The organism is Candidatus Nitrosocosmicus agrestis (genome assembly GCF_008389435.1).
GTDB classification, from domain to species: Archaea; Thermoproteota; Nitrososphaeria; order Nitrososphaerales; family Nitrososphaeraceae; genus Nitrosocosmicus; species Nitrosocosmicus agrestis.
Window position 1 is genome coordinate 50456 of record NZ_VUYS01000014.1, and the last position, 20713, is coordinate 71168.

Genomic DNA, 20713 nt, shown 5'->3' on the forward strand with positions numbered 1-20713 from the left:
TGTCACCAGCAATAACATTAGAAGGTAATGATGCAATAAACTCGTCTATGTTCAGGCCGACTTACCTCTCACGTATAAATATATTCAACGACCTTATCACCTTCAAGTTTGCTCGAATTCTGTCTAAATTTCGATATACACATTCTGATCTTCTACTAAGACTGTGTAGATATCTTGGTTATTCAACTTTTGCGGAAACCATATCAAATCTCCAGTTTTTACATCCCACTTTGCCCCATGCCATGGACATGTAAGTTCGTTTGCCTCTAGAGTGCCCTCGTGCAGTTCGGCGCCAGCATGTGAGCAGATATTACTGATCGCGTAAAAATGACCTTCGATCTTTGCAACTAGAATTTCTTTACCTCCTAAAGTGACATTCTTCATTTGACCTTCTGAAAAATTTTCGATCTTATCGACAAGAAATTTTGTCATACGCCTAAATAAAAAAAAGAGATAATTTTAAAGATTCTATCCGATGGGATTTAATCCGATAAACCAGATATGTTGTAAAACTCAGGTCTCAACAACATTAACAACAACGCTTTTTGTGTATGAAGTCTATTCTCAGCTTCGCTCCAGACAACCGAATGAAAGCCATCAATAATAGATGAAGATACCTCTTTCTCCCTCTTGGCTGGCAGACAATGCATGAATATGAAATCCTTTTTTGCATGCTGTACAAGGTCAGAATTCACTTGATAGGCGGGAAGAAATATTTTCTCCCTTCTATCATGCTCATTTTCCTTTCCTATTGATATGTATGTATCAGTAACCACCACGTCGGCGTCAGTAATGGCTTCAACAGGATCTGATGTTATTAACAAATCAGTATTATGGAGTATCGCATTCTCTCTCGCTATTTCGGTAACCCAGTCAAGCGGTTCAAAACCAATAGGGGTTGCAACTCGAATATCCATGCCCATCTTCGGACATCCGAGTAACAAATCGTTACATACATTGTTGCCATCTCCAATGAACGCAAGTCTAAGGTCTTTGAATTTTCTTTTATATTCGAAAATAGTGAGAAAGTCAGCTAAAATTTGACAAGGATGAAAAAGATCAGAAAGTCCATTTATAACTGGAATTTTTGCATTTTCTGATAACTTTTCGATATCAGAATGATCATATACTCTCGCCATTAATATGTCTAAATACAAAGACAGAGTCCTCGCTGTATCTTCGATAGATTCTCCTCTCGATAATTGCAGGTCATTAAAGGAAAGGTTTATGGCATTTCCCCCCAATTGAAGCATCGCTGTTTCAAAACTAATCCTGGTACGAGTCGACGGCTTTTGGAACACCATTCCCAGAATTTTGCCCTCAAGATATTTGGCGTTTGCACCATAGGTCAACAATTGTTCTTTTAAATTAGAGGCAAGATCCAAAATATTTAAAATCTGCTTAGCACTAAGATTGCGGAGACTAAGAATATCATTTTTCAATATAAAAGTGAAAAAAAATCGTTAATTTATTGCTTTAAGTCACTTTTTGCGTTTAAACCAACCAAACCGGCTCTTTTTTTCACTTGATTTGTCTTTTGCTACATCATGGCCGTCCAATTCATTATTAGCACTCCTCTCAATGAGCATAGACTTGGATGAATCAAGTGAATAGTCAACTGAAGGCTCTTTCGGTTCCTGCACATTTGATGACGAGTCTTTGGTGTCACTATTTTTAGTTTCGTAACTACTATGATCATTAGACGATGTATCTACTGACAATGATGATTCGGCAGGGTCTAGGTCTGTTATCTTTGGGTTAATTACTGAAGATGAGGTATTTGACCGAATATCAGATACAATTTTCAATTCCGAATTATCCACCCTCTTTTCTATAGGCAGAGCTGCTGATACAATTAAATCATTTGATTTTTCGGAAAATTTTGAAAACTGAGATTGTCTTTGCGATTCAATCAAAGATGTATTACTAAAAATCGTTTCAACAAACTTTTCCTTATCAAATAACAATATATCATCATATCCCTGTCCAATACCCAAATAAATAATTGGTTTGGATGTTATATAAGAAATTGAAATTACTGAACCACCCTTTGCGTCAGCATCGGCTTTGGTAAGAATAGCTCCATCAAACGAAGTATAAGAAAAGAACTCCTTAGCTTGATTGATAGTATCATTACCAGAGAGCGAATCTCCTACAAATAATTTCAAATCTGGCTTTATGACTTTAACTATCTTCCCAATTTCATCCATAAGATTCTTGGCAGTCTGCATACGTCCAGCAGTGTCAATCAAAACAACATCAACATAGTGTTTTCGAGCATATTCAAGTGCATCCCGAGATACAGCTGAAGGGTCGGCACCATATCTTTGGGATATGACCTTAATTGACAATTTCTCAGCATGAGCGGAGATCTGTTCGATAGCTCCAGCTCGATGAGTATCAGCTGCTGCAATAACCACTGAGAATCCAGATTTTCTAAGCATATTCGCAACCTTTGCTACGGTAGTAGTTTTTCCAGTTCCGTTTATCCCAAGAAACACAATCTTAAATGGGCCAGATTTACTTTGTTTTTTATCCTGAATGGCTTTCAGCAAGTCAATTGTACCTGCCTTATCCAAAATCGCGGAAAAATTTCTCCTCAAGGTATCAACAATAATTTCTTCGGTAGATTCATTCTTTTGAAGTTTCATTCCGACTAAATTTGTTTTTATCTGTGCAGAAAGATCATCAATAACCTCTTGTGATACATCACTTTCTAAGAGGGAGATATTTAGGTCAAAAAGGCTTTCGTCCAAGTCCTTTGAAGATAGTTCTTTTTGACTAATGCTTCTAGCAGCACTTGAAAAAGCCTTCTTTAATTTATCAAACATTTTGTTACGCCTAATACGAAATAAACGAATAGATTAACTCTGATTTAATGTTCTCACTATTAATGAGTGTGAGAGTGTAGCGATGATTCATGGTCGTGAGACTGGGAATTTAAATTTGGTCCTCCCCTTTGCATCTGATTCATGTAGGAATTAACGGTATTTTGAATATCCATCATACGTTGAGAAATTTGTTGCTTCTGGGCGGCTAATTGCTTTGTTGCCAATTCAAATTCCTTGATCCGTTGTTCAACGAAATTGATCGCATCTTCTTTCTTTTTTTCAACTACAACTCCAGCTCCAATATTTACGAGAACACGTCCTAAAGGATAAATCGAGCTTTTGACAAAGACCCCGATGCCCACTGGTACTAGTGAAAGTGTATCAGACTCTGAGGATAAACCAGACAAGGCCTCCAATGAATTATGAGATTCCTCAAATAATCGGTGCAAAACAGATTCCTTTGATATAATATCATTGTAGTAAGCTTCCAATAATTTTGACTCTTGCATCAAGTCATTTACAGTCTGCTCAATGCTATTCATTTGTCTGTTGCCGCCATTAATACTCATCTTGCAATATATGCGTGAGGACTTTATTATAACTTTGGCTTGGTTATTCTCATGTTATTCAGTTATTTTTGATAATATTCACATTTCCAATCTCTACAATAATGGACTACAAATACCCGGATTGAACACCATTTTACTAGGATTCCTAAAAAATATTGTGAGGATACTTCAAAAAATAGAAACTATTTCAGTGGAAATAGTTTAACTCGTCTATTTCTTCTAGTTCAAAACATCGCTTATGATAAAGTGGGAAATAGACGAACATTTGCTGGTTTTCTATAAAAATAAATCTCAATTGATCAAAATGTCTTTGTATAATGTTTCCAAAAAATAGACTATTCTTTTTTTCCGCATTGAGTTATTCAATAGTATATGTAGGTACCAATGAGAATTGTCTAAGGGTCGTGAGAATAAAACATTAAAAATATATTTAATAAAACTACGTTCTAAATTAAAAGTGTTTAAAGTTTTCATTAATGGCTACGGTATTATAGGAAGTCGTCTAGCTACTGCAGTTTCAAAAGATAAATCAATTAAACTAATAGGTATTGCAAAATATTCTCCAGATGGCAAGACCGAAGATGCCATCAAGAGCGGTTTCAATGTATTTGTTCCAAAGGATTCTTACAAAGAATTCAGAAAAAACAATTTTGATATTTCAGGCAGTATCGAAGATGCTATTCTTGAGGCAGATCTGGTAATTGATGCATCTTCCGAAGGAAATGGTTACAAGAATAAAAAGAAATATTATTTGCCAGCAAAGAAAAAGGCAATTTTTCAAGGTGGAGAAGACAGGTATGGTGAAAAATCGGTAGCAGATATGATTCATAATTCCAGAGTCAACTATGAACAGGCAAGGAAAAAAGACTTTGTGATCCAAGGTAGTTGTAATGTTACCGGAATGGGAAAAATAATACAACCTTTAGTAGAAAAATATGGGAAATCATTAAAGCGTTTCGATGTTAATTTAATTAGAAGGTGGGCAGACTTGGAGGATAAGAAAGAAGTTAAGGATTCAATAGAATGGGATAAGAATCCTCATCATCAAGAAGACTTGAAAGATTTCATTCCAAAAGTCAATTTATTTGTCGATGCGCTCAAGGTCCCCTCAAGGATGATGCACCTCCATCAAATGACAATCAGATTCAGAGGGACACCCCCTTCAAAGGATGAAATTCTAGAATTGTTCCAAAATGAATTTGGAGTAGCAGTTTTGAAGAACGTTAAGGGAACTGGAGAATTAAGAAAACAGGCCATTGAGTTAGGTTTTGAGCATGGAGATACATCGATGGTGCATATTCACGATGAATTGATAAGGGTACAAGATGATATTCTAAAAATTTCCTATTCAGATGATCAAACCGGAATGGTTATTCCAGAAAATTACATGTTAATACAGGGTATGTTGCTCGATAAACCACGAGAAGAAGCATTGAAGAAAGCAGATAGAATATTTAGAATAAATAGAAAAAAGAAAATATTAGAAAGAAAATTTAGAGGGAAATAAATGGTGGTACTAGTTTATAGAGTCCTATCCGGCAAAAAAAACAAATCAAGTATTTGAAAGAAATAATTTATTTTAATATTCATTTGTTTTGACCTTTATCTTGTTTTATCCCAAATATTCTATCAAAATATTCAGATGATTCTGCGGCAGACGCATTCAGTGAATTCTCACCTTCAGATATTTTAGCAAGCTTTCGGGCAAGCTTCTTTTTATATTCTAATTGCATCTGTCTTGCTATCTGTATCCTCTGTGCCTGTGGTGACCCAGCACCGTGCATTGATTCTGTAAGATATCCCACGGCATTTCTTCCTAAAGTCATGTTTTCAATTAATCGAAGTATGCGTACTCTATCTTCTGTAGATACTCCTTTACGACCTTTAAGATATTTATCCAACAGCGGTCCAGTTATCGGACCCCTAAAATCCTTTTCAGAAGGCATGGTAACCATGAGACCTCCCGCAATATCTTGTGCAAGGCGACCTATTTCATAAGGAAATCGGGTGACATTATGCTTGCAAACATTGGCAAGCATATCATCGTTGATATAGTTACCAGAAGGGGTTTTATATGCCTGATAAGAAGATGCAATCCCAGCTGCAAAAATGGTTTCATTTAGGTGTGTCATTTCTATGAGTTTATCTTTGATGTGAGAAGCATTTGAAATACCATTATATTCAGCAATTGCAGCTGCAGCACCTATTATAACATCACCTAATCCTGTCTTGCAAACATAACTTCTTCTATGGTAACATGTAAACCTCTCGACTAGCATTGATGCAAATTCAACCTCACCTTGCATAAATATAAGATCATTTGGAATAAACACATTATCAAAAATTATTAAGGCTTCCTGTCCAGAAAATTCCGAATTTCCAGTGTCTAAATTACCCTCTTCCATACTCCTAGTGTCGCACGATTGCCTGCCATAAATATAAGTTATTCCCGGTGCATCCACAGGTATGGCTCCCACTATAGCGTAGTCTTTGTCTTCAGGCCTAAGTCTCATTGTCGGCATAACAATCAGCCAATGAGAATTTATGCAACCGGTTTGATGAGCCTTGGCGCCCCTGATGTATACACCTTTTTCATCTTTCTTTATAATATGAACAAACATATCAGGGTCTTCTTGTTGGGATGGGGATAAACTACGATCACCTTTTACATCAGTCATAGTCCCTCCAATGACATAGTTTTCGGATTGAGCTTTTTTAATGAATTCAATCAATCTTGAGTGATATGGAGTTTTATATTTTTGATCAATTTCAAATGTGGTAGAATACAATGAATTGAGTGCATCCATTCCCACACAGCGTTGAAAACAAGTTCCAGTATTTTGTCCAAGCTTACGTTGCATTTTATTTTGGTTAACTAAATCTTGCGGGCTTTCAGCAATATGTAAAAATCTATTAACGTTAATGCCAGTCAACGAAGATTTTGCAGTCGCTATTTCCGGATCATTAACTGCAATATCATAGGTTGCAGCCACTGCATTGATTGAGGGTCTAATCATTGGATGATCCACTGGTTCCTTGACTAGCTCTCCAAAAAGATACACTTGTAAATTTCTGTTTCTCAAACTTTCTATGTACTCAGACCCATTCTTGATAGGCATGTAATAAATTGAACAAGATATTATTTGAATATTTGTATGCACGGTATATGATAAATGACGCTTTAAATAGGCATTATATTCCTGAACTTTATCTATGAAAGATATTGAAACAATTGGATATTATGAGAAATCTATTGGTTGAAGAATTGCAAATGAGCAATTTAGAAGTTGAAATTTTTTTAATACTAGTGAGAGAGGAAAAATGTTCGAGAGAGAGGCTTGTATTTCTAACAAATAATTCTTCGAACGAAATAGTAGAAGTCTCAAAAGAATTAGAAAAAAAAGGCATGGTTATTGAAATAAGTACGGGTGCATATAGATCGCTACATCCTAGATTTGCTATTGTTAACCGTTACCGTAGAGTTTGTGAGATAAAGAATGAACCATTCAAGAAGAACCTCAAGATAGATAATTTGGCGATCATGGTAGAAAAGTATCAAATTGAACAAAATAGAGATAATGCAATGACTAAATAGGGGTTGATTACTAGCATTATATTCAGAATGCAGTCGTCAACCTCATCAAATAACAGAGACAAAATAGTATATTTCGGAGTCATAAATATTAATGAGAACGGAAGAAATATTGGGGCAGTCGACATATGGCGCAGTTTAATTACAAAAATAATATTTTGTGAAGAAAAGAGACTAGGCATTCTGGATATAACTGATAAGATAGGAATGCCTCAAATCAATGATAATCAAGTTTGGGCGGTTGCAGTGAATAGATACCGGAAAGGAAAAGACAAATGGCGATTGATAAGCATTATCAAAGATGGAGAGAATCAATTTGTCGATACCGATGAAGAAACAAGAATTACTGTCCAATCAGTTGACTTCAAAATAATTGATAAAGAATGGTGGAGCTTTTTAGTGGCAGAAAATGTTAATAAAAGTATCGAAATCACAAATGAAATGAAATAATATGCTTGGAGAATTTCCCGAAGAATATAACAACCTGAATCTCGAAGTCAATATTAAGAATGTAATTGAGGGTTCAGTAGCAAGTAAATTAACAGGATTCTTTTTTATTAATGAAAAAAAGTATGTTTTTTCGGCCGTAGCTTTTGGAAGGATCGGGGGCCAAAATGTAAATGTAAAGATTTCCAAAAGCGCTTCAAAGGAAATTAAAAAAATGGGATATGATCCCGAAACTATAGTACTCCTTGTTCAAAGTAAAATCATAGAAGGCGATATCAACATATTTGATAGAAAAAAAACAAGTGCAAACAAGTAATTGCTACAATACTGCATCTTTTAATGCTGTACCACAATTACAATGAGTTCGTTCTTCAGGAATTTCAGGGATCAGGCTGGATAGGATTTTTTTGGTATTTTCCACATTCTTGTGCAAGGTTTCTATAATTTCCTTTGTTGAAACGGGCTTATCCGCCCAAACATCATAATCAGTTACCGTGGCAACAGAAAGGTAACATATTTCAGATTCTCTGGCAAGAGTGCACTCGGGGACTAGCGTCATACCAATTATATTTGCTTTGAAGACATCTCTAAAAATTTTTGACTCTGCCCTGGTTGAAAACCTGGGACCTTCCACACAAATATATGTTCCATTATCGTGGAACTTAATATTTAACTCTCCAATGCATCTGATGGCCAAGGTTCTCAATTCATTACAAAATGGATCTGCTGTTGAAACATGACAAACAGTAGGTCCATCAAAAAAAGTATAGTGTCTTTTCTTGGTAAAATCGATAAACTGGTTTGGAAGCATTACATGTCCTGGTGCAAAATCATAATCCAAGCTTCCAACGGCCGAGGGAGCTATAATTCTCTTTACCCCGAGTTCCTTCAAAGCCCAAATATTAGCTCTATGGTTTATCATATGAGGGGGTATTTTGTGACCTTTTCCATGTCTTGGAAGAAATGCAATTTTCTTACCCTTAAAACTCCCTATAACAATCGAGTCGGATGTAGGACCATATGGTGTATGCAGATTTACTAATTTATCCTCTATGAATATATTAGCATCATAGATTCCGGTGCCTCCTATTACAGCTATTTCTACAGATTCGCCTTTTTGGTTCATGGATAAACCACCATCGAGTGAATGGAATAACCTTTTGACTCTAAAAGTCTATTCCCACCTAAAGATGATAACTCAACAATAAACGCAAACCCTACTACTATACCTCCTAGCTGTTCTACCAGATTTGCCGCTGCCAAGGCAGTTCCACCCGTGGCAAGCAAATCGTCCGCAATCAAGACTTTTGTCCCTTTCTTAAAAGTATCCAATTGTATTTCCATTACAGCATTTCCATATTCAATTCCATATTCCTTTTTGACAGTATTTCCAGGAAGTTTTCCAGCTTTTCTAATCATTATCATGCCCTTATTGAATTTCAATCCAAGAATAGTCGATAAAATGAATCCCCTGGCCTCAATCCCGGCAATAGAATCTATATCAATTCTATCAAATTTTTCATGAAAATAATCTCCCAGATAGTGTAAGGATCGTTGATCTCTGAATACCGGAGTTATATCCCTAAATAGTATACCCTTTTTTGGGAAATCAGGATAATTTCTAATTAAATTTTGAATATAGTTTTTGTCCAATAACACGTGAATTCCTAAGATGAAGTCCCATAAAAAACATTTCTAGGTGATCCAGGAAACAGTTATTACTTCTTTTAGATTAGTCAAAAAGGAAATACTTTGAAACTGGCTGATGCTAAGAAAGATCAATATAGAAAGCTCGCAAAGGAGTCAAACTATCGCAGTCGGGCAGTCTTTAAGTTGGCCCAGTTAAACAAGTCATATCACTTTTTGAAACGTGGAACCAAAGTCGTCGATATAGGAGCAGCGCCTGGAGGTTGGCTACAGTTGGCGTCAAAAATGGTAGGCCCAGATGGTTTGGTGATTGGAATAGATATTAAAGAAATTGAACCCATATCTAATGTAATTACATTAATTGGTGATATAACAGAAGAAGAGACTATTTTATTATTGCAAAAAAATTTAGATGGCAAAGCTGATTTAATACTTTCAGATTTGGCTCCCAACGTATCAGGAATTTGGGAGATGGATCATCTCAAACAAATAGATCTTACAAGAAAAGCAGTTAGGGCAACAATTAAATTACTTCGACAAAATGGAAATGCAATTTACAAGGTATTTCAAGGTGAAACGACCTCAGAATTTATTTCAGATATGAAAGATGTATTTTTAGAAGTGTTAATAACAAAACCAGATGCGAGCAGAAAACAAAGTAGCGAAATCTATTTGGTCTGTAAGAAATTTAAACTCAAAAATTCGCAAAAGTTCGATGGAGATAATCACAACACAATTATATCATAAATCCAATGTTTTTTCTGCAATTTCTAATTTAGAGATATCCCCTACATCCTCAATCAAATTTCGTAGCAAAAGTTGGGGACGCCCATTCCTTATACAATCAAGTGATTCGGACAACGCATCTTCAAAACTTATTTCACCATTCCCCGCAACAATAGTTGCAGCACTATTTAATAAAACCATATTTTCTTTGGGACTATTAGGAAGGCAGCCATAAACGACCCTAAGCGTTTGATTAATTGAATCATTTTTATTTTTAACCGCTATATCACTTATAGAACATTTAGTCAATCCTAAAGAAACTGGATCTAGTATTTCTGTTCGGGTATTATAACGTCCGTCTTCTAAGAATACATATTTTACAGTATTTGTACTAGTTATTGAAAGTTCATCCATCCCATCTTGAGAACGAATAATTAATGCTCGGTTTAATCCCAGAATGGGAATCAACTTAGGTATTAAATCCAGATCATTTGGATTGGACAATCCAATAACCTGCGAGTGCAGATTTGTGCAAGGATTGCATAATGGTCCCGCTGTATTGAATACAGTTCTAATACCCAATTCCTTTCTTAACTTTATCACACTTTTTAGACTTGGATGAAACACAGGTGCATACAAAAACCCCAGTCCATGTTTTTCTATCGATTTCACATGAGTATCAACTTTGTTATCTTGAATTGGATATCCAATACGTTCAAAGAAGTCAGCACTGCCACTTACTCCGGAGGATGATTTATTACCATGTTTAGCTACTGCAATTTTTTTGCTAGAACCTGCAACCAAAGCAGCAGCAGTACTTATGTTAAAAGTATTTAGCATGTCACCGCCAGTTCCGCAATTATCCACTAACGGCACTGAGGTTTGAGGTGTAATGCGGTTAGACGAAGATCGAATTACGTCAATAATTGCAGATAGCTCTTCTTCATTTTCACCATTTAGAATCAAAGACATCAGGAAAGCCGCACTGAAAGTATCGGTACAATTACCATCTTTTAAATTTAATATCACTTTTTCGGTTTCTTGGAAGGTAAGGTGTTCCTTTTTTGCAAGCTTTCTAAGAACATGTTTCCCGAATGTCTCATCCATTTTTTTATCATGCTTAGGGTCCATATCAGAAGTCATGTAACTTTTACTCTATTTTTTGACCATGTGAAGAAAGTTTGATAATATCTGCTTTCCTTCAATGGTCATTACAGATTCTGGGTGAAATTGAATTCCCTCAATTAGATATTTCTCGTGACGTGCACTCATTATCTCTCCATCATCCAAAGATTTAGAAGTGACTTTAATGCAGTTGGGTAGCGTATGTTTATCTGCGATTAGGGAATGATATCTAGTTGCAACGAAGGGATTTTTTACGCCTTCAAAAAGTAAAGGATTGCCGTCAAATTTTATCAAACTTGTTTTGCCGTGTTTTATTTCAACGGCCCTCGTTACCTTACCTCCAAATGCATGAATAATACCCTGATGCCCCAAGCAAATTCCTAAAATAGGGATTGATGGCCCTAGTTTTCTTATAACATCGGTGCAGATACCAAAGTCACGCTTATACTTTGGGTGTCCTGGGCCAGGAGAAATCACAATAGCATCATAATTATTCTTCTGAATTTCAGATAGTGTAGTCTCATTATTTCGAATTACTATAGGTAGAGCATTTAGCGATCCTACCAATTGTGCAATATTATAAACAAAAGAATCATAATTATCAAGGATTAGAATTTTCATGAATACAAGCAGTCACTAATTATTTTCGCTAATGCAGTAAATAATATTTTCTGCAAAAATTATACTAAAAGCATTTGCTTATATTTGTTATACCTAGTATGGATATCTTTTATACTTATTGCGAACAATTTTTCTGGGCCAAACGCCTCAATGGCAAATGTGCCCATGACACTTCCCATTAAAATTGCTTTCTTCATAACCGATAGATCAGAGATTACCTTATCACTCTTGCGGGAAATCAAGTATCCAAAAAATCCGCCCGCGAAAGAATCTCCTGCACCAGTTGGATCCACCACAGATTCCAATGGATAGCCTGGTATTGGAATTACGGTATCTTTTGTAAAAAACAGAACACCGTGTTCACCCTTTTTTATTATCGCAAAATTTGGACCTCTAGAAAGTAACTCCTTTCCACATTTCAAAAGGTTTGAAGTCTCGCAAAGCAAACGTGCTTCCTGATCATTTATCACAACACCATTAGTTTTTTCGATCATTGAGAATACTGCATCTTTTTTATTTTGAATCCAGTATTCAATAGTATCACAAACCACCAATGACGGTTGTTTGAATTTTTCAATTATTTTGATATTTTGAATAGGATCATTATTTGCCAAATATAAATACTTTGTTTCAGTGTATTCAGCCGGAACAACTGGGTTGTAATCTTCCAAAGCATTAAGTTGGGTTACGTTTGTTGTCCGGTGAGACAAATCATAGTCAAACGATGAATCATAAAAGAAACTTTTTTTGTTGTTATTTATCGAAAGGCCCTTTAAATCCACCCTTTCTTTTAGCATGTCATAATAAGCATTTGGAAAATCGTTACCAACCACCCCAATTAATGAAACAGGAGTAAAGAATGATGCAGCCATAGAAGCGTAGGTAGCTGCACCCCCCATGATGCGTTCTTTAGTTTCAAACGGAGTTCGGGTAGTATCTAAAGCTACAGAACCAAAAACAGTTAACACGAGGATTGTGTAACAGAGTATTAAATATAAAATATTGCTTAAAGTCCTATATTATAATGAGTGAGAAATTAAGAATAGTCGTAGGAATTAGTGGAAGTTCCGGAGTAATTTATGGTATCAGATTTCTTCAGGCATTAGTAAGAATGGAGATAGAAACTCATTTGATCCTGAGTAAATGGGCAGTTCAAAATATAAAAATAGAAACAAATGAAGACATTCGCACCATTGAAAAAATAGCTAATTTTGTTTACGATGAAAAAGATATGGCAGCATCCATATCAAGCGGCTCTTTTAAAACTGGTGGTATGGCAGTAATCCCCTGTAGTATGAAAACGTTATCAAGCATAGCGAACGGATATGATGATAATCTTTTATCAAGAGCAGCATCAGTAACCATTAAAGAGAAAAGAAAGCTCGTTGTAGTCCCAAGGGAAACTCCACTGTCTACTATACACATCGCAAACATGCTGAGATTATCCGAGTTAGGTGTGACCATCTTACCTGCCATGCCTGGTTTCTATCACAAACCAAAATCTATTGAGGACTTGATATCCCACATAGTAGGAAAAACACTTGATCAATTTGAGATAAAAAATGATTCCTTTAAAAGATGGGATACAAATTGAACTTTTAAAGTCTATTCGTAAATTAGGATTTGACCACAGATTCGAAAACAATTTGAGTATTAAAGAGTAACCTAACTTTGAGAAGAAAGATTGAGTTGGACAGTTGCTATCCGCATGGTCTTTTGATCCCACTATTTAAACAAACGCGTTATGGCCTATTAGACTATTCGTTATTTTCCCAGAGTTCCAACTTTTCAAGTTTTTTCTTTCTGTTATATTCTTCAAGCATGCTATAAACGCTCTTGTGAGGGAAACCTTTGCAAATCATTTGTACAGCATTCATTGCCAAAGATATTTCATCAAAAGTTCCTATAAATCCAGCAAAATGACCATATATCGAGATCTCGGCTCCCGAAAAGTCTTCTACATTACGTCTGAATTTTCCACTTTGTCCAATCAATCGAGATTTTATCCTATCTAATGAATTAAGCGATTTACCAGAGTACTCTCTTAAGTCCAATAACTGGAGAATACATTCATCAGATAATAATCGATACGACCTTTCAGGGGAAAATCCCTTTGAAATAGCCATAACTATCTCAGATGCTTTAAAAACACCACTGTTAATCAATGACTCGTTACCTTTTAACTTGATTGATATGTCTCCAGTTTCACCATCGATATTTAACTCGACATTGCATTTCTTTTCAATCTCTTTCTTGACTGATCCTTTCTTTCCGACAATGGCACCAATGCGATCTTTGGATACTTTGATTGTCTTAAAAATACTGCCCGTAGTCACAATACTCCTAAGACCAACAACCCATTAAAAATTTTGTAAATAGAAGCATCAACCACCATGAACAACCGTTAAAATGGTTACCACATCACCGGCAGCCACCTTTGCATTCCCACCCCCAAGTAAAGAAGACTCTACGCCATTTACGGCAATCATTAATTCATTTTTTTTTATCTTGTTTTGCAATGTATACTTTTTTTCTAGGTATGATAGCAGATTATCGACACTCAGTTCATTTGAACTTATCAAAATCTGAGATGTACCAATTAATTTTCTAATCCCGCCTAATAAGTCCACTGTTATCAATATTATTCTGTTGTTTCTTCACTAACTTCACTGGCCTCATCTGTATATGAAAGCGAAGCATTCTGCTGAGCTAAATTTCTGTTTACTGTTTTGGTAATGTAACCAGCAATCTTGTTTCGTAATTCTTTTGAACGGACAATGGCAAAATTATGTATGGTCTCTTTATTTTCACCGAAATCACTCGTAAATTTATCAGGATAACGCTCCAACAATTCGTTGGCCATTTTTTTTACTCGATCCACATCATATGGAAAAAATAAGGGTATTTTATCTTTTTTCATACAATTGATTGCTTGCTTCAATGATTCGATATTCAATAAGAGATAAACCTAGAGGAGTTTGCAACTATCATCCTTGTTGCCTCCTCAAATGAGATTCTCAATAATGTTGAGATAAAATACACTAGTGTGATAATTAATGAAGGTGTCGTAAAAACATCTTGGAAGCAGTTTTTGTAGCTCACCGGGCCGTCTGTTTCCAGTAAGACGAAGGAAGGATTGCATTCTTTAAACAAATTTTGCTTGTCAATATTGTAAAGCAAATACGGGCCGAAAGAAGCAAAAAAACCATGATCATTTATTTTTCTGAGGTTTTTCTTACTACCATCGTACCAATGAAAAACTGCACGTTTTATCCTGAATGAAGGCAGAATCTCTAGAATTTGATCAACTGAGCGCCTTGAGTGGATTGAAATTGGTTTATTATTCTTTTCAGCAAGATTCAACATTTGTTCAAAAATCCATTTTTGGGTATTCATATATGAACAACCATGGAGATCAAAATAAGTAGGATCCAAACCGATTTCTCCAATACCTGTAATCAATTTTGAATGAGAACCAAAAAAATCTTCGAACACTTCATAATCAGATTTTTGTCTAGCGAATTGGGGATGGATACCTACGAATGAATGGATCATATCAGGATTACCGAGGCATCTTTGTCGTAATAAAATAGTTTCAACTGAGGTCTCTAAATTCTCAGACATGCAGAAACACTCAATGTTAGAATTATTGATTAATTGAAAAATCATGTCATAATATTTTTTGTATGCCACATCACACAGGTGAATGTGAGAATCTACAAATTTCAATCATGAATTTCAAGCCCATACCAATACTTATTTCTTAGGTTGAGAGTGATCGCGTCTATTTGACAGGCTTCTTAAAATTAGGATTTACTTAAAATCTACAATATAGAGTAATTAAGTGATAACCTAAAATTGAAAACAGAACATTAACATCTTAATTTAATTAATTTCACATTTTAGTTTAATAAATATTGAATCAAGAATTGGTAAAATTGAGTGTTAATATGGGTTCAGAAATAGCACTTGCCTCTACCCACAGAATAATAAAAAAATTTGGAGCAGAAAGGGTAAGTGATAGTGCTGCTGATGAGTTACGAAAAATATTAGAACTATTGGGTGAAAACATATCAAGACAGGCAGTCGAACTTGCTTTTCACGCGCATAGAAAGACCATTAAACCAGAAGACATTATATTGGCTTCTAAGAATTTCATAAAGTAATGGTGTAATATTAATTTGACCAATAAAATAAAGGTCAAGAAAAATTAGTAACCCCCTTTTACAAAGAAATATAAGTTTTCACCAATTGATTAAACAAATCCTATGGTGGGGTGGCAGAGCGGCCATGCGTTCGCCTGCAGACCAGGGCAGTTAGCGAATATATAAGGGTTCGAATCCCTTCCCCACCTCTTTATTAGATTTCAATTCACCTTGATCTTAAAGTATGTCTCTTTTTTTGTAGATAGTATTACACGTATCTGTTTTACAAAGTCCTCTAAGTTTATACCATAAAAAAAATCTGGTGCATTGACGAATTTGTCGATTGAGCGATGAAGTATTGAAAAATATATTTCAGATTCACCCTTTTGAAGATGTACAAAAGCTGCATCAACAAGAATAATTCCATTTAGAATAGATTTTGTAAGTCCAGTAGATTCTTTCCAAACTTGTTCCAAAACTTCGTGAGACTTCCAGAACCTTTCCATATTAAAGAGAAAGATTGCCGTAGAAATTGAGAATTCTATCCTAATCTTATCCTCATGATCCGAAATCTGTTCAATTTTCAAAAAATAACCAAATTTGCTAATGGGTAGTAAATAATTCCAATTTTGACCTTTAGAGGAAACTAGTTCATCAGAAGCAACATCGAGTTCGATAAAATAACTAGATATACGTAAATCTCTAATGTCATACATGGAAGAATTTTGTAGTGAGGATCGAATTTCTTGAAGAAGAATCTTGTGATCTTTACCAACATAGTTGGTCTTGTTTGACAAGTAGACAAGATAACGATATTTGAGCGAGCGAGAATTTGAAGTCAATTTCTTAATGCTAACTGATGTACTTTATACTATAAGAGATCAATATTGGACGACATTTTATTCGCTAATATACAGATTCAGAAGAAGGTCTTAATCCCATTTTTTTTGAAGTATATCCACAATTTTGACATTTAAAAAGTCTCTTTCTCTTGTATGTGTAAATCAGATCCTTATCTTCCAAAGGTTCGTGAAGTGTTCGTATCATGCATTGAGCACAAAACCGCTTTTCCAAGTCCAAACTTCAAACCTCATTAAATATCCAAGATAAATAAAAAGAAAAATTTCACTGAGATATCTTTCTATTTCCTTAGTTTGGTCTTTAATAATAAGGGAACCTCTCGCGGGCTCTTTGCAACAGGCACATCAGCACGAGCATAATTTGTGATTTTTGAATCAGCCGATCCATATGTCCCATAAACTATTGCCCCCGCATGACCCATCCGTTTTTCCTTCGGTGCTGCCCTTCCAGCAATGTATGCAACAACAGGTTTTGTGAATCCAGTTTTTATTATGTGATCTGCTAACATTTCTTCAGCGTCACCACCTATTTCGCCCACAACTACTACGGAGTCAACGTCATCTCGATTTTGAATAAGGTTGAAAGAATCGATAAGATTAGTGCCGTTAATAGGGTCTCCACCTATGCCCAGTGCAAGACGCTGACCAAGACCAGAATTTGAAAGATGGTGAGATACCTCATACATCAGTGTTCCACTTCTTGAAAACACTATTGTTTGACCCTTTGTAAATGGCTGTGCTGGCATAATCCCGACTTTCATTATTCCAGGTACAATTACACCAGGGGTATTTGGTCCGATCATTCTAGCACCTTTCTCCTCGGCATACTGAAATATTTTAATAGAGTCAATGATGGGAACATGTTCAGGAATTGCCACCAAGAGCTTGATCCCACTATCAAGGGCTTCTTTAGCGGCCTTGTAAAAGAATGGTGCTGGCACAAACACACCAGAAATTACAGAGCCTGTAGCCTCGACGGCCTCTTTCATAGTATTGTATATTGGAACATCTTCGAATTTGGATCCTCCCTTCCCAGGCGTAACTCCAGCTGCGATATTGGTTCCGTATGACTTCATCAAATTAGCATGTTTAGACCCAAAACTTCCAGTAATACCTTGAATTATAACAGGCTTTTTCTCATAATCAACATCAGAGTTGTTGCCAACAAGAATACTAAAAATATTGTAAATATTATTCAATTTCATACACCTAAATATTACTAGTTACCTTTAATACCACAGCATTTATTGCTTCCTCGACGGTATCAAAAAGCTTAGCATCACTACCTTTCAAAAGCTCTTTCGCTCTTTCTGACTCTGCTCCAGATATTCGGGCATACACAGGTACCTTTAGAATATTATTTTTATATGCATCAAGTATTCCCTGCGCGACTAAATCAGTCCTCACAATTCCTCCAAACAAATTTACCAATATAGCTTTGATTTTGGGTATTCTACTAATGACTTTCAAAGCTTCATAAATAGTCTCGCTAGTCGCTCTACCCCCAAAATCCAAAAATGATCCGGCAGTCCCATTTGCATCAGTAACCATATCCAAAGTTGACATCACCAATCCAGCTCCATTTCCAATTATAGCAATATCTCCATCCAATTCAACGAAGGAAAAACCATTATCTGAGGCCTGTTTCTCCAAGTCTGTAAGGAACAAATATTTCTGCAGATCAGTATGTCTAAAAAGTGCGTTATCATCAATTATTACTTTAGCATCTAATGCTACAAATGAACCGTTTGAAACGATGGCGAGTGGATTAATTTCGGCTAATTCTGCTTCCTTCTCAATAATTACTCTAAAAAGACTATTCAACAAATCTACAAATTTTGTCCTAAGTTCCGGAGGGATATCTAACTTTACTGCAACTTCGTTTGACTGTTCTCCTGTAATACCATCTATTGAAACATTCAAAATTACCTTGTTTTCAGTTTGCTCTATATCAACGCCTCCTTCAGAAGAGGCAATTATAGAATAGCAACGTTTACTTCTATTTAGAAACACTGAAAGATATATTTCCTTTACAATTTCGACCATTTTTTCTAATAAAATTCCTCTCGGCAGTTCGCCTTTCACTTCTTTATGTACTAATTCGTCAAATTTTGATTCTAATTCGGAATAATCCTTGCATTTTTGAATGGCTCCAGCTTTACCACGTCCACCTACGGTAAGCTGCGATTTTAAGACAAAAGGAAATCCCAACTTTTCTGCAGCCATTTTTGCACTATCAATGTTTTGGGCTAATATTGATTCAGGAATATTAATCCCAACCTGACTAAATAGCTCTTTTCCTTGATATTCGAGAAGTCGCATCTTTAAAAAGCTTAAAAATACTACAGATAAATAATTCTTTTTAATTTAAAGAAACGATTCGAGTGGAATCTGTCAAAAATGCCAATGATAAGTCAACCAGAAATATTGGTCTTCATATTATCCAGAAAAACCGAATAGTTCTTCATTTCGCTCATTAGAGTTAAATATTCTGGAAGCAACCCTTGATCAGGATTTCCATTCAACAAAGTCTTCATAAGTTCTTCGTTTTGATTAATCGAGGCAGTCACAAAAGAATCGAAAGAGGAAGTATTTTGAGTTTGATTCATTCTCTGAGCATTAACTTGGTTCTGAACTTCGTCCTTCAATACACCAAATTGACTCTTTACAGAGGCAAGAGTCATGTTTGGATCCAAAAAAGTGACTGTCATGTTACTAGTTATAGGACTACCAGTATTTCCACCAGGCAGTAACCAGACAATGAAGCTAGCCGCAATTATGCCGGCCACAAGTATCGATGTTAAAATAACTCCTTTTTTGTTAACAGTATTCTTCTTGCTTGAATTATTTTTGTCACCACTTCCTGCACTACCCCGAGTAAATTTCATTGAATTTTGTTATTTGTGGGTTAATATTATTTTATTTGTTGGTCATAAAATTAATATCCATTTGACATGTGATTTATGGATAAAGGTTGTATGCAGGATTGGAAACCAAAGATAAGGAGAACAAGACATTCGCCCTGAGAAAAACTATGTTTCAAGGAGCTACGATGCTCAACATTTGCGATATGAATTTAGTTGGGAGAATAATAAACAAGAGCGATTTTGAGATTAACATCTCCAAGGAATTCTTTCTCGATGAGGCAATCAGTGAAAATGAGGCCAAAAAACTACTAAAATCTTCTTCCATAATGAATTTAGTAGGTGAAAATATCGTAAATTTGGCAATTACATTAAAACTTGCCAAAAGTAACAGCGTAAAGGTGTTTGACAATATACCTTTTTTAATGATTTTTAATTTTGTGGGAAATTATTAGCATCTTTATCTATTTTCTTGATCTTCGAATACATCTATTTATAAAATTAGCTATTGCATCATGCAAGATACAGAATTCAGAATTTCTTTTAGCACTGAAAGAGGATTTTGGGAGTCGATTATTGCACGGCCGATGATCAAATATGTTGTGCCTGCCTCAAGAGCTAAATCAATATTACCCCCTTGAGTAATTAACCCGGGAGAATAAATGGGAATTTTAGGTTTTCCCTCAGAAGATAACTCCCTTAAAATGTCAATCCGGTTACCACCCACAACAATACCATCAACTTGGGCTTCCAAGGAATTTTCGTAAAAAACTCTGTAAACTTTACGCAATTTTCCCACTTCATTTGTCGATTTTGTTGACAAGATAGATGCCCCATAGCCTTCTACTGCATCAGGATGACTCATATATACCAAGGATATTATACCAAAATTAATGGAATGAGCAAACTTTACAAGCGATATCAAGCTAGCTCGACCAATGAAAGGATTTACGATAGCACAGTCAAATCCGATATCTGCGAGTCTTTGAACAATTACCGCATTGGTATCATAAATATCATTTATTTTTAAATCGGCAATCACTGGTACTTGATTATCGTGCGCAATTCTCACTATCTCCTTCAGTTCAGATTCAGATAAGGGTAAAATAACGTGGAAATTTAATTTAATACCACATAAATATCGGCTTAATTCGGATATATGTCGATTCAAATATTCTAAAAGATCTGGTGTTTGAAATTTGGGGTCTAGTGCTAGAACTATATTTGTTTTCTTAGACAATCTTACCTCGTTAATTTTGTGTTGGAAGGAATTTGGTGAACTCATG

General features: G+C 35.5%; 27 protein-coding genes and 1 tRNA gene. 9 read left to right on the forward strand and 19 right to left on the reverse strand.

Features of this window, described 5'->3' with window-relative positions:
- Nucleotides 1–123 precede the first annotated feature (123 nt).
- The 4 genes from F1Z66_RS09895 to pfdA are packed head-to-tail and all read right to left on the reverse strand — an operon-like array spanning nt 124 to nt 3373.
- Nucleotides 124–432, reverse strand: coding sequence for a Rieske (2Fe-2S) protein (locus F1Z66_RS09895; RefSeq protein ID WP_149863452.1), 309 nt, complete (start codon nt 430–432; stop codon nt 124–126).
- Between the two features lie 50 nt (nt 433–482).
- Nucleotides 483–1445 carry an ornithine carbamoyltransferase gene (gene argF, locus F1Z66_RS09900; RefSeq protein WP_149863453.1) on the reverse strand — a complete coding sequence of 321 codons (963 nt, stop codon included), beginning with the start codon at nt 1443–1445 and terminating at the stop codon, nt 483–485.
- A gap of 36 nt (nt 1446–1481) precedes the next feature.
- Entirely contained in the window at nt 1482–2831 is a 1350-nt protein-coding gene (ftsY, locus tag F1Z66_RS09905) for a signal recognition particle-docking protein FtsY (RefSeq protein ID WP_149863454.1), read from the reverse strand.
- Nucleotides 2832–2890: 59 nt separating this feature from the next.
- Nucleotides 2891–3373 (reverse strand): prefoldin subunit alpha, encoded by a 483-nt coding sequence (gene pfdA / locus F1Z66_RS09910; protein ID WP_159357489.1) that lies wholly within the window; start codon nt 3371–3373, stop codon nt 2891–2893.
- 418 nt (nt 3374–3791) lie between these two features.
- Here pfdA and F1Z66_RS09915 point away from each other — a divergent pair, with 418 nt between their 5' ends.
- Nucleotides 3792–4907 (forward strand): type II glyceraldehyde-3-phosphate dehydrogenase, encoded by a 1116-nt coding sequence (locus F1Z66_RS09915; protein WP_230207511.1) that lies wholly within the window; start codon nt 3792–3794, stop codon nt 4905–4907.
- A gap of 79 nt (nt 4908–4986) precedes the next feature.
- Here F1Z66_RS09915 and F1Z66_RS09920 read toward each other — a convergent pair whose 3' ends face one another.
- Nucleotides 4987–6519, reverse strand: coding sequence for a 4-hydroxyphenylacetate 3-hydroxylase family protein (locus tag F1Z66_RS09920; RefSeq protein ID WP_149863456.1), 1533 nt, complete (start codon nt 6517–6519; stop codon nt 4987–4989).
- A 152-nt stretch (nt 6520–6671) separates the two neighbouring features.
- Here F1Z66_RS09920 and F1Z66_RS09925 point away from each other — a divergent pair, with 152 nt between their 5' ends.
- From F1Z66_RS09925 to F1Z66_RS09935, 3 genes are read left to right on the forward strand one after another with little or no spacing between them, the layout of a single operon-like run.
- Complete coding sequence (locus tag F1Z66_RS09925) at nt 6672–6995, forward strand: P27 family phage terminase small subunit (protein ID WP_149863457.1); 324 nt, start codon at nt 6672–6674, stop codon at nt 6993–6995.
- Between the two features lie 27 nt (nt 6996–7022).
- The gene (locus F1Z66_RS09930; RefSeq protein WP_149863458.1) at nt 7023–7442 is read left to right on the forward strand and encodes a hypothetical protein; all 420 of its coding nucleotides are present in this window, start codon (nt 7023–7025) and stop codon (nt 7440–7442) included.
- Between the two features lies 1 nt (nt 7443).
- Nucleotides 7444–7755 (forward strand): hypothetical protein, encoded by a 312-nt coding sequence (locus F1Z66_RS09935; protein WP_201448584.1) that lies wholly within the window; start codon nt 7444–7446, stop codon nt 7753–7755.
- 3 nt (nt 7756–7758) lie between these two features.
- On the opposite strand, the gene F1Z66_RS09940 is transcribed toward F1Z66_RS09935, so the two are convergent.
- Both F1Z66_RS09940 and F1Z66_RS09945 read right to left on the reverse strand, forming a co-directional pair.
- Nucleotides 7759–8565: an S-methyl-5'-thioadenosine phosphorylase gene (locus tag F1Z66_RS09940; protein WP_149863459.1), complete on the reverse strand. Its 807-nt coding sequence runs from the start codon at nt 8563–8565 to the stop codon at nt 7759–7761.
- A complete protein-coding gene (locus F1Z66_RS09945; RefSeq protein WP_230207512.1) occupies nt 8562–9092 on the reverse strand; it encodes an adenine phosphoribosyltransferase in 531 nt (176 codons plus the stop codon). Before F1Z66_RS09945 ends, F1Z66_RS09940 begins: the two co-directional genes overlap by 4 nt.
- A 99-nt stretch (nt 9093–9191) precedes the next feature.
- On the opposite strand from F1Z66_RS09945, the gene F1Z66_RS09950 reads away from it, so the two are divergent.
- Nucleotides 9192–9833: an RlmE family RNA methyltransferase gene (locus F1Z66_RS09950; protein ID WP_149863460.1), complete on the forward strand. Its 642-nt coding sequence runs from the start codon at nt 9192–9194 to the stop codon at nt 9831–9833.
- Here the strand turns inward: F1Z66_RS09950 and trpD are convergent.
- From trpD to F1Z66_RS09965, 3 genes are read right to left on the reverse strand one after another with little or no spacing between them, the layout of a single operon-like run.
- Entirely contained in the window at nt 9828–10955 is a 1128-nt protein-coding gene (gene trpD, locus F1Z66_RS09955; protein ID WP_149863461.1) for an anthranilate phosphoribosyltransferase, read from the reverse strand. The two genes, F1Z66_RS09950 and trpD, sit on opposite strands and share 6 nt — an antisense overlap.
- 12 nt (nt 10956–10967) lie before the next feature.
- The gene (locus tag F1Z66_RS09960) at nt 10968–11558 is read right to left on the reverse strand and encodes an anthranilate synthase component II (protein ID WP_149863462.1); all 591 of its coding nucleotides are present in this window, start codon (nt 11556–11558) and stop codon (nt 10968–10970) included.
- Between the two features lie 59 nt (nt 11559–11617).
- Nucleotides 11618–12526 carry a PfkB family carbohydrate kinase gene (locus tag F1Z66_RS09965; RefSeq protein ID WP_149863463.1) on the reverse strand — a complete coding sequence of 303 codons (909 nt, stop codon included), beginning with the start codon at nt 12524–12526 and terminating at the stop codon, nt 11618–11620.
- Nucleotides 12527–12582: 56 nt separating this feature from the next.
- On the opposite strand from F1Z66_RS09965, the gene F1Z66_RS09970 reads away from it, so the two are divergent.
- Entirely contained in the window at nt 12583–13152 is a 570-nt protein-coding gene (locus tag F1Z66_RS09970; protein WP_149863464.1) for a UbiX family flavin prenyltransferase, read from the forward strand.
- Nucleotides 13153–13315: 163 nt separating this feature from the next.
- On the opposite strand, the gene F1Z66_RS09975 is transcribed toward F1Z66_RS09970, so the two are convergent.
- Genes F1Z66_RS09975 through F1Z66_RS09990 form a run of 4 tightly spaced genes read right to left on the reverse strand, consistent with a single transcriptional unit; the run spans nt 13316 to nt 15287 of the window.
- Nucleotides 13316–13894: a KH domain-containing protein gene (locus F1Z66_RS09975; RefSeq protein WP_230207513.1), complete on the reverse strand. Its 579-nt coding sequence runs from the start codon at nt 13892–13894 to the stop codon at nt 13316–13318.
- A 48-nt stretch (nt 13895–13942) separates the two neighbouring features.
- Nucleotides 13943–14188, reverse strand: coding sequence for a MoaD/ThiS family protein (locus F1Z66_RS09980; protein WP_230207519.1), 246 nt, complete (start codon nt 14186–14188; stop codon nt 13943–13945).
- Between the two features lie 11 nt (nt 14189–14199).
- A complete protein-coding gene (locus F1Z66_RS09985; protein ID WP_201448585.1) occupies nt 14200–14514 on the reverse strand; it encodes a 30S ribosomal protein S17e in 315 nt (104 codons plus the stop codon).
- Nucleotides 14511–15287 carry a TatD family hydrolase gene (locus F1Z66_RS09990; protein ID WP_149863466.1) on the reverse strand — a complete coding sequence of 259 codons (777 nt, stop codon included), beginning with the start codon at nt 15285–15287 and terminating at the stop codon, nt 14511–14513. Before F1Z66_RS09990 ends, F1Z66_RS09985 begins: the two co-directional genes overlap by 4 nt.
- A 221-nt stretch (nt 15288–15508) precedes the next feature.
- On the opposite strand from F1Z66_RS09990, the gene F1Z66_RS09995 reads away from it, so the two are divergent.
- Together F1Z66_RS09995 and F1Z66_RS10000 are read left to right on the forward strand one after the other, a co-directional pair.
- Nucleotides 15509–15724, forward strand: a complete 216-nt coding sequence (locus F1Z66_RS09995; protein WP_149863467.1) for a histone family protein — start codon at nt 15509–15511, stop codon at nt 15722–15724.
- A 104-nt stretch (nt 15725–15828) separates the two neighbouring features.
- Nucleotides 15829–15912: transfer RNA gene (locus F1Z66_RS10000), tRNA-Cys, on the forward strand.
- A gap of 12 nt (nt 15913–15924) precedes the next feature.
- Here F1Z66_RS10000 and F1Z66_RS10005 read toward each other — a convergent pair.
- From F1Z66_RS10005 to F1Z66_RS10020, 4 genes are all read right to left on the reverse strand, one after another.
- Nucleotides 15925–16545: a DUF309 domain-containing protein gene (locus tag F1Z66_RS10005; RefSeq protein ID WP_149863468.1), complete on the reverse strand. Its 621-nt coding sequence runs from the start codon at nt 16543–16545 to the stop codon at nt 15925–15927.
- 299 nt (nt 16546–16844) lie between these two features.
- Entirely contained in the window at nt 16845–17753 is a 909-nt protein-coding gene (locus F1Z66_RS10010) for a succinate--CoA ligase subunit alpha (RefSeq protein WP_149863507.1), read from the reverse strand.
- 19 nt (nt 17754–17772) lie between these two features.
- On the reverse strand, nt 17773–18885 hold the full coding sequence (locus F1Z66_RS10015; RefSeq protein ID WP_149863469.1) for a succinate--CoA ligase subunit beta: 1113 nt from the start codon (nt 18883–18885) through the stop codon (nt 17773–17775).
- 92 nt (nt 18886–18977) lie between these two features.
- A complete protein-coding gene (locus tag F1Z66_RS10020) occupies nt 18978–19451 on the reverse strand; it encodes a hypothetical protein (protein ID WP_149863470.1) in 474 nt (157 codons plus the stop codon).
- Between the two features lie 98 nt (nt 19452–19549).
- Between F1Z66_RS10020 and F1Z66_RS10025 the strand changes: the two genes are divergently transcribed.
- On the forward strand, nt 19550–19882 hold the full coding sequence (locus F1Z66_RS10025) for a DUF424 family protein (RefSeq protein ID WP_149863471.1): 333 nt from the start codon (nt 19550–19552) through the stop codon (nt 19880–19882).
- Between the two features lie 50 nt (nt 19883–19932).
- Here the strand turns inward: F1Z66_RS10025 and F1Z66_RS10030 are convergent, their stop codons facing one another.
- Nucleotides 19933–20712, reverse strand: coding sequence for an orotidine 5'-phosphate decarboxylase / HUMPS family protein (locus F1Z66_RS10030; RefSeq protein WP_149863472.1), 780 nt, complete (start codon nt 20710–20712; stop codon nt 19933–19935).
- Nucleotide 20713: the final 1 nt, after the last annotated feature.

Coding starts and splice junctions, on each gene's coding strand:
- F1Z66_RS09995 (WP_149863467.1), top strand. CDS start 15,509: ATGGGTTCAGAAATAGCACTTGCCTCTACCCACAGAATAATAAAAAAA.
- F1Z66_RS09935 (WP_201448584.1), top strand. CDS start 7,444: ATGCTTGGAGAATTTCCCGAAGAATATAACAACCTGAATCTCGAAGTC.
- F1Z66_RS09970 (WP_149863464.1), top strand. CDS start 12,583: ATGAGTGAGAAATTAAGAATAGTCGTAGGAATTAGTGGAAGTTCCGGA.
- F1Z66_RS10020 (WP_149863470.1), bottom strand. CDS start 19,451: ATGAAATTTACTCGGGGTAGTGCAGGAAGTGGTGACAAAAATAATTCA.
- F1Z66_RS09925 (WP_149863457.1), top strand. CDS start 6,672: ATGAGCAATTTAGAAGTTGAAATTTTTTTAATACTAGTGAGAGAGGAA.
- F1Z66_RS09940 (WP_149863459.1), bottom strand. CDS start 8,565: ATGAACCAAAAAGGCGAATCTGTAGAAATAGCTGTAATAGGAGGCACC.
- ftsY (WP_149863454.1), bottom strand. CDS start 2,831: ATGTTTGATAAATTAAAGAAGGCTTTTTCAAGTGCTGCTAGAAGCATT.
- trpD (WP_149863461.1), bottom strand. CDS start 10,955: ATGACTTCTGATATGGACCCTAAGCATGATAAAAAAATGGATGAGACA.
- F1Z66_RS09960 (WP_149863462.1), bottom strand. CDS start 11,558: ATGAAAATTCTAATCCTTGATAATTATGATTCTTTTGTTTATAATATT.
- F1Z66_RS09930 (WP_149863458.1), top strand. CDS start 7,023: ATGCAGTCGTCAACCTCATCAAATAACAGAGACAAAATAGTATATTTC.
- F1Z66_RS09920 (WP_149863456.1), bottom strand. CDS start 6,519: ATGCCTATCAAGAATGGGTCTGAGTACATAGAAAGTTTGAGAAACAGA.
- F1Z66_RS09895 (WP_149863452.1), bottom strand. CDS start 432: ATGACAAAATTTCTTGTCGATAAGATCGAAAATTTTTCAGAAGGTCAA.
- F1Z66_RS10030 (WP_149863472.1), bottom strand. CDS start 20,712: ATGAGTTCACCAAATTCCTTCCAACACAAAATTAACGAGGTAAGATTG.
- F1Z66_RS10015 (WP_149863469.1), bottom strand. CDS start 18,885: ATGCGACTTCTCGAATATCAAGGAAAAGAGCTATTTAGTCAGGTTGGG.
- pfdA (WP_159357489.1), bottom strand. CDS start 3,373: ATGAATAGCATTGAGCAGACTGTAAATGACTTGATGCAAGAGTCAAAA.